The organism is Pseudomonas sp. (genome assembly GCF_040514055.1).
Lineage (GTDB): Bacteria > Pseudomonadota > Gammaproteobacteria > Pseudomonadales > Pseudomonadaceae > Aquipseudomonas.
On record NZ_JBEVDL010000038.1, the window covers coordinates 1 to 7,191 of the forward strand.

The following is a 7,191-nucleotide window of genomic DNA, read 5'->3' on the forward strand; positions in this document are numbered from 1 at the left end:
GCGATGCGCACCAGGCGCACGGCTTTGCCTTGCAGGGCGCTTTCGACTTGATGGCGCAGATCGGGTTGCGGCTCATCCAGGCGCACCCGGACTTCCAGCCAGGGCTGGCGCTGAATGTCGGCCAGCAGGTCGATGTTTGGCAGGTCGGCCAGTTGCAGCAGAATGTCGGCCAACGGCGCCGGCCCGATGCGCTGCAGATTCACTGCGCGGGGAATCAGCTTGGGTTCGACGCTGACCAGGGTTTCGCCGTCGAGGATGACGTCGAGAATCTGATGCTGATAACCGATCTCGGAAAACGACAGCGGAATCGGCGAACCGCTGTAGCGGATGCGTTCTTCAGCGTTGACCTTCTGCGGCTTGTGCAGATGCCCGAGGGCGACGTAGCTGATGCTCGGCCCGAACAGGCTGGCGGGCAGCGCTTCGGCATTGCCGATGATCAGGCTGCGCTCGGAGTCTTCCGACACCGAACCGCCGGCCATGTGCGCGTGACTGATGGCGATCAGCGCCTGGCCCCGTTTGCGCTTGGCGTTGGCGGCTGCGATCAGCCATTCGTGAACCTGGCCGATACCGCGCAGGTAGTTGTCGCCCAGATGCGCGCCGGTGACTTCGGCCGGGCGCAGGAACGGCAGCGCCAGGCACCAGGCGACGGTCTTGCCCTTGGCATCCGGTAATGGCAACAGCAGCCGCTCGGCGTCGAGTTGACCGTCGTCCAGCCACAGCACCCGCCCCAGGGCATGGGTGCGCAAACGGCGCATCAACGGCGCGGGCAGCTCAATGCGTGAGCCGGAATCGTGGTTGCCGGCGATCATCACGATGGTCAGCTTCGGCTGCTGTTCGTGGGCGCTGACGATGAAATCGTAAAGGCGTTCCTGGGCTTTGACCGGCGGGTTGACCGTGTCAAAGATATCGCCGGCGATCAACAGCACATCGGGCAGGTCCTGCTTGAGCTGGCGCAGCAGCCAGTCGAGGAAACAACCGTGTTCGAAATCGCGGTCCTGGCCGTGCAGATTCTGCCCGAGGTGCCAGTCGGAGGTGTGAAACAGACGCAAGGCGTGCTCCGTAGGAAATAAGGTGATGGCCGCAGGGAAAATGATGGCGGCTAAAAGGGAGAGAGTTTACTGGCAAACAGCAAAAAGATCGCAGCCTTCGGCAGCGCCTACATTGGAATGGCGTACCCCCTGTAGGAGCTGGCTTGCCAGCGACGGCGGCTTCATGGGCGCGGCACGGCTTGCGGCCGCTTTCGCTGGCAAGCCAGCTCCTACAAGGATTTTTGCCAGCCCCTGGATTTGGGTAGCCCCCGATTACCTGTAGGAGCTACCGCAGGCTGATCTTTTGAGGTTATTTGGGGTAGAGCGGCGGCAACCCGCTGTCGCCCACCGGGTCATGCACCCGATCGGCAATCGGGATCGCCTTGATTGCCCGCCACAGATCCTCACCCTGCCAATGCTGGCCGGTTTCGCTGTAGAGCGCGCCGTTCAGCCCGTCGAGGGCGTCGGACAACGGTACGAAGCGGGCGGCCATGTCGGCCAGGGTTTCCGGTTGCTGCCGCGCCCAGGCGTCCAGGGCCTGGCGTGTGGCGTGGGTGTCATTGGCCTGACAGGCGCGCTTGAGGTCGTCGAGCACGGTGCGCGGGCTCGGGCCGGTCTGCGCGACACGCAGGATCGCCGGCTGCCAGCGGGCGCGCCACCACAGGCCGAAGCCCAGCACGGTGCTGCAGGCGAGGATCAGGGTACTGAGTTTCCAGCGCCAGAGTGTCTGGCTGTCGACGGCGGAAACGAGGGGCGCTGTGCCGGCCGGGGTGTCGACCAGGCTCGGATTGTTCGCCACTTGCAGGGTCTGGGCCGGTAGGCTGCTGTGTTCCAGGTGATCCTCCAAGGTGTTCCACCAGGTCACTTCCACCGCAGGCAACTCGATGGCGCCGCTGCGGGTCGGCACCAGGGCTTCGCGGTCTTCACGACTGCCGATCAGGCCGCGCTCGCTGTTATGGTTGCCCAGCACCGGTTGATCCGGGTAGCGCCGCAAGCCGTTGACATCGGTGGCGGGCAATGGCGGCAGTTGTGAACTGGCCAGGCCCTCGGCCTTCACCGTCAGGCGGCGGGTCAGCGAATCGCCCACCTGCGCGTGATCCGGTGGCGGGTTCCAGCTTTCGCTCAGGCTCAGGCTTCGGGCCGGCAGCCAGGGCACGTCGGCCGGGTAAGCGTCCGGTTTGGCCTTGACCGCCAGCATGATTTCGGAGGAGCTGACGCGCATCAGCTTGCCGGATTTGGGTACCTGGGAGGTGGCGTCCACCAGGGCGGCATTGAAGATTTGCGCCGGAATGATCAATGCACCACTGTGTTGCGGGTAGATCGCGTAGCGCATTTCGATCACGCCGTGACGCAGGCCATTGATGTCTTTCTCATAGGTGCGCGACTCGCCCAGTTGCTCGATGCGCACATCGGCGATCTGCAAGGGCGGCAGGCTGCTGTCGTCGTACAGCGACACCGAATGGTAGATCCGCAGGGTCAGGATCGCCTGGGCCTGAACGTACACGCTGTTTTGATCGAGGCTGGCGTCGATGAACACCGGGGCCAGTTTTTGGCGGCTGTCCTGGGTTTCGCTCTGGACCACTTGCAGGGTGATCGGCTGGCTCTGCGCCTCGCCCAGTTGCAGCGCCGCAATCTCCACGCTGCCGGTCTGCCGAGGCAGCAGGGTGATGATCCACCGGGTGGTCGCACGGTTGTCGCCGTCAAGGGTGGTCAACTGGTTGACCTGGCGGGTGCCGCGGACTTCGAACAGGGGTTCCAGTGGCGTCAGGTCAGGCTTGCCGAACTGTGTCATGTCAGAGGTTTCCAGGGTCAGTTCGACCGTCTCGCCGGAGTTCAAGCGACTGCGATCCACACTGGCGACCAGCTCCGCGGCCTGGGCCTGAACGGTGCAGAACAACAGGGCAGGCGGCAGCGCCAGCATGGAGAGGGTGAAGCGGGTCATCGAGTTTTTCCCTGATCCTGATGTTGTTGCTGTTCGTACCAGAATTTGCGCCTGAGCAATTCACCCGGGTTATCCGGGATCTTGCGCAGCCATTGCTCCAACGCCTGGCGCTGTTCGCCATCGATGCTGTCAGTGGCCGGGCGCAGGGGCGGCCTGGTGTGTTGTTCATCTCCCAGCTCACTGCCGGGGACCTCGTTGGTACCTGGTTTGGGCGGCGTCGTCGACGGCTGCCCGGCATTTTCCACGGCCTGTTGGGCATCGGTTTGCGGTTCGCCGTTGCCCGACGGTCGAGTGGCCGCGCCGGACGGTGGTTCTTGCTGGCTGGCCTGGTTTTCGTTGTCCGGTTTTTGCTCCGGCTTGACCGGCGGCGGGGTGGTTTTCTGCTTGATCAGATTTTCCACCAGCGCCTTGTTGGTCAATGCCGGGCGTAAATCCGGCTGACGTTCGAGCGCCTGTTCGTAAGCGTCCAGCGCTGCTTCCAGTTCACCGCTCCTGGCCAGGGCGTTGCCACGATTGTAGTGGGCGTGGGCGTCGTTGCCTGCGGCGAACCGCTGAGCGGCGCCACTGTAGTCGCCGGCCTCATACAGCGCCACGCCCTGCCATTGCACGTCGGCGAAATGCTCTGCGGCCTCGGCCGGACGTTTCTGGTTGAGCAAGTGCATGCCCTGCTGATCCGGCCGCCGCCACAGGTCCTCGAAGTCGAAGGCGTAGCTGGGTTGCGGCAGCAGCAACAGGAGCGGCAGGCAGAACAGCCAGCCGCGGCGACCGGCGCAGGCGGCCAGCAGCAACAGCGGCAATAATAGCCAGTAACCCTGATCGGCCCAGGCGTCGAGGCGCACGGTCTGGCCGTCATTGATCAGTGTGCGCGGGCCGTCGAGCAGGCCCAGCGCACGCAGGTCGGCATCGTCCAGACGCGCATGGCGGTAGCGCCCGTCCAGTGCACTGGCGAAGGCCTTGAGGCCGGGTTCGTCCAGATGGGGCACCAGAATCGCGCCCTGAGCATCCTTGAGGAAACTGCCGTCCTCTTGCGTGATCGGCGCACCTTCGGCGGTGCCGATGCCGAGCATCAGCAATTGCGTCGATTTGCCCTCCAGCGCCTGACGGATTCCTTGACGTTCCTGTTCGGTCAGGGTCGAACCGATGAGCAGGATCCGCCCCTCGCCGAGAGCAGCCTGATTCAGCAGGGCAAGGGCCTTGGCCACCGCCAGGTCGGCGCGATGGCCGGCCTGGGGCATCAGCGACGGCTTGAGCGCATCCAGCAGATTGCGGCTGGTGGACAGGTCATCCGACAGGGGCACCAGGGTGTGGGCGCTGCCGGCGTAGACGACGATGGCGGTCTGGGCATCGCTGCGGTTTTGCAGCAGGTCGAACAACTTGCGCCGCGCCTGTTCCAGGCGGTTCGGCGTGACGTCGGTGGCGAGCATTTCCGGGGTCAGTTCCAGGATCACCACCAGCGGATCGGCCGGCTTCTGACTGGGTTGCTCGACACGTTCCCAACCCGGTCCCAGCAATGCCAGGATGGTCAGCACCCACGCCACGCCCAGGGCGACCCATGGCAGTTTGCTGTTGCGACCGCTGCCGCCACTGAGCAATGTCGCATGGAAGGCTGGCGGCAGAATCATCTGCCAGCGTCCCGCACGTTTCTGTCGGTGCCAGAGTTGCCACAGCAGCCAGCCGAGCAGCGGCAATAACAGCAGCCACCAGGGGCGGAACCAGAAGGGCCAGAGCGCACTCATCGGCGCCTCCGCAGGCGCAGGCGGTTGAGGCGCCTGCGCCAGTCGGGCAGTTGCGATTGCAAGAACAGATCCTTGTTAAACAGGCGCTGCAAGGGGTTGTCCGGCCAGAGCTCGCGGACCACCAGCAACATGCTCAGCAGCAATGCCATTGCCAGCGGCCAGTGATACAAGGCCTGGGCCGGACGCGCCTGGGTGGGTTGTTGCGTCACCGGTTCGAGCGTGTCGAGCAGGTCCTTGATCACCTGCAGCTCCTGGCCATCGCGCGCGCGGAAGTACTGGCCGCCGGTGGCTTTGGCGATGGCTTTCAAGGACGGCTCGTCGAGGTCCAGGCTCGGGTTGATCCCGAGAAAGCCGAGTGTGCCACTGTCCTCCGGATTGGCACCGATGCCGATGGTGTAGATTTTCACCCCTTCGAGTGCCGCCAGTCGCGCCGCCGTCAGCGGGGCGATTTCGCCGCCGTTATTGGCGCCGTCGGTGACCAAAATCAGCACGCGACTTTGCGCCGGGCGCATGCGCAACCGCTTCAGGGCCAGGCCAATGGCATCGCCGATCGCGGTGTTTTTGCCGGCGATGCCGATGCGCGCTTCGTCGAGCCAGACCCGCACGGTGCGCCGGTCGAAGGTCAGCGGTGCTTGCAGGTACGCCTGGCTGCCAAACAGGATCAGGCCGACCCGGTCGCCTTCGCGACCTTCGAGGAAGTCGCCGAGTAAATGCTGGACCAATGTCAGGCGGCTGACCTCGTCGTCCTGCCAGCGCATGTCGGGAAAGTCCATGGAACCGGACACGTCCACCGCGACCAGCAGGTCGCGGCCGCTGGCGGCAATCGGCAGCGGCTCGCCGAGCCATTGCGGGCGGGCCGCGGCGATCAGCAACAATAACCACAGCAGAATGAATGGCGCTTGTTGGCGCCAGGCCGGCAGGTTGGCTCGGGCGCGGCGCCGGGCCAAGCCTTCGAGGTCACTGAGGAAGCTGACCTTGAGCGCCGGCTCGCCGCTGTCGGCCACCGGCAGCACCATGCGCAACAGCCAGGGCAGTGGCAGCAGGGCGAACATCCACGGCCAGGCGAATTCAAACATGCTTGCGAATCCAGGTATCGACCGCTTGAGTCAGGCCGGCGATGGCCTTGTCGTCAAGCTTGCATTCAGGCTTGTAGGCGCCTTCGACCAGCACCATCCAGCGGGTCAGGCCGGCAGCCGGGCAGCGGTTGTCGAGAAAGGCCAGCCATTTGCGCCCGTTCAGGGTGTGGCTCTGGCTGTACGGGTAGTGGTTGCGGCACAGGCGCTTGAGCAAACCGTTGAGTTGCTGCAGCCAGGCACCGGCCGGTGCGCCGTCGTAAGGCTTGGGCATCAGTGCGAGCTCGGCCAGGGCCGCGATGCGCACCGGGTCCAGCGGTTGTTCGGCGCGCACGACTGGGCGGTTGTCGGGAAGCAAGCGTCGTAATTGCCACATGCCGAAACCTAACACAGGCAATAACAGCAGCAGTAACCACCAGCCCGGCGCCGGTGGCCAGAATTCGATCGGTGGCGGCGAAATCAGCGGTTGCAGTTGCTCGAGGCTGCTCATCGGCTTTTCCCCGGACGTTCTGGGTTGAGGTACTCGCGCAGTTGTTCGACCATCTCGCTCTGCGTGCTCAACGGCATCAACAGTACCCGCAGTTTCTGCGCCAGCAGTTCCCAGCGAGCGACGCGCGCCTCGGCCTGGGCGCGGTAAGTCTGGCGCAGGTCGAAATTGAGGGTGTCGAGTTCCAGTTGCGCCCCCCGTTCCGCGAAGCGCAGCAGCCCGGCGGCAGGCAGGGCATGATCAAGCGGATCGGACACCGGCAGCAACAACAGGTCGCAATGGCGCGACAACAGGCTCAGCTGCTGTTCGGCGCCCTCGGTCAGGGCGCGTTCGTCGCAGATCACGATCACCAGGCTGCCGGGACGCAGGACTTCCCGGGCACGGCGCAGGGCAATGTTGAACGCGTCGCGGTCCGGCTCGGTTTCGGTGTGCAACGACTGATTGACCCGCACCAGGCGGTTGAGCAACTGCAACAGGCTCTGTTTGCTGCGCCGTGGCTTGATCTCGTAATGCTCTTTGTCACCGAACACCAGGCCGCCGACCCGGTCGTTATGACCCAGCGCCGCCCAGCCGATCAGGCTCGCGGCCTGGGCGGCGAGTACCGATTTGAACATCAGCCCCGAACCGAAAAACAGCCGGCAGCTTTGCTCGACCATGATGAAAATCGGCCGCTCGCGCTCTTCGTGGAACAGCTTGGTGTGCGGTTCCTGAGTGCGGGCGGTGACGCGCCAATCGATGCTGCGCACGTCGTCGCCGGCCTGATAGACCCGCACCTGGTCGAAATCCACGCCTCGGCCACGCAGTTTCGAATGATGCAGGCCGATCAGCGGGCTGCGCTGGCTCGGCGTCGAGAACAGTTGCACTTCACGCACTCGATGGCGCATTTCGATCAGTTCGGCGAGGCTGACACGGATGCCCGGTTCGG

The 7,191-nt window shown here is 64.6% G+C and carries 6 protein-coding genes; all 6 read right to left on the reverse strand.

Annotated elements, in window-relative coordinates; translation table 11 throughout:
• Nucleotides 1-1,049 (reverse strand): exonuclease SbcCD subunit D C-terminal domain-containing protein (locus tag ABWY06_RS10155; protein WP_353925453.1); only part of this gene is annotated, 1,049 nt, incomplete at its 3' end.
• 289 nt (nt 1,050-1,338) lie between these two features.
• Nucleotides 1,339-2,970 carry a BatD family protein gene (locus tag ABWY06_RS10160; protein ID WP_150786798.1) on the reverse strand — a complete coding sequence of 544 codons (1,632 nt, stop codon included), beginning with the start codon at nt 2,968-2,970 and terminating at the stop codon, nt 1,339-1,341.
• Complete coding sequence (locus ABWY06_RS10165) at nt 2,967-4,706, reverse strand: VWA domain-containing protein (protein WP_128869860.1); 1,740 nt, start codon at nt 4,704-4,706, stop codon at nt 2,967-2,969. The genes ABWY06_RS10160 and ABWY06_RS10165 overlap by 4 nt, the downstream gene beginning before the upstream one ends.
• Entirely contained in the window at nt 4,703-5,782 is a 1,080-nt protein-coding gene (locus tag ABWY06_RS10170) for a vWA domain-containing protein (protein ID WP_150786799.1), read from the reverse strand. Before ABWY06_RS10170 ends, ABWY06_RS10165 begins: the two co-directional genes overlap by 4 nt.
• Entirely contained in the window at nt 5,775-6,269 is a 495-nt protein-coding gene (locus ABWY06_RS10175; RefSeq protein ID WP_138966836.1) for a DUF4381 domain-containing protein, read from the reverse strand. The genes ABWY06_RS10170 and ABWY06_RS10175 overlap by 8 nt, the downstream gene beginning before the upstream one ends.
• A partial coding sequence (locus tag ABWY06_RS10180) for a DUF58 domain-containing protein (protein ID WP_353925454.1) occupies nt 6,266-7,191 on the reverse strand: 926 nt, incomplete at its 5' end. The genes ABWY06_RS10180 and ABWY06_RS10175, both read right to left, overlap by 4 nt.

Bases quoted from the DNA above. Each gene is read 5' to 3' on its own strand.
- ABWY06_RS10175 (WP_138966836.1), bottom strand. From the start codon at position 6,269: ATGAGCAGCCTCGAGCAACTGCAACCGCTGATTTCGCCGCCACCGATC.
- ABWY06_RS10170 (WP_150786799.1), bottom strand. From the start codon at position 5,782: ATGTTTGAATTCGCCTGGCCGTGGATGTTCGCCCTGCTGCCACTGCCC.
- ABWY06_RS10165 (WP_128869860.1), bottom strand. From the start codon at position 4,706: ATGAGTGCGCTCTGGCCCTTCTGGTTCCGCCCCTGGTGGCTGCTGTTA.
- ABWY06_RS10160 (WP_150786798.1), bottom strand. From the start codon at position 2,970: ATGACCCGCTTCACCCTCTCCATGCTGGCGCTGCCGCCTGCCCTGTTG.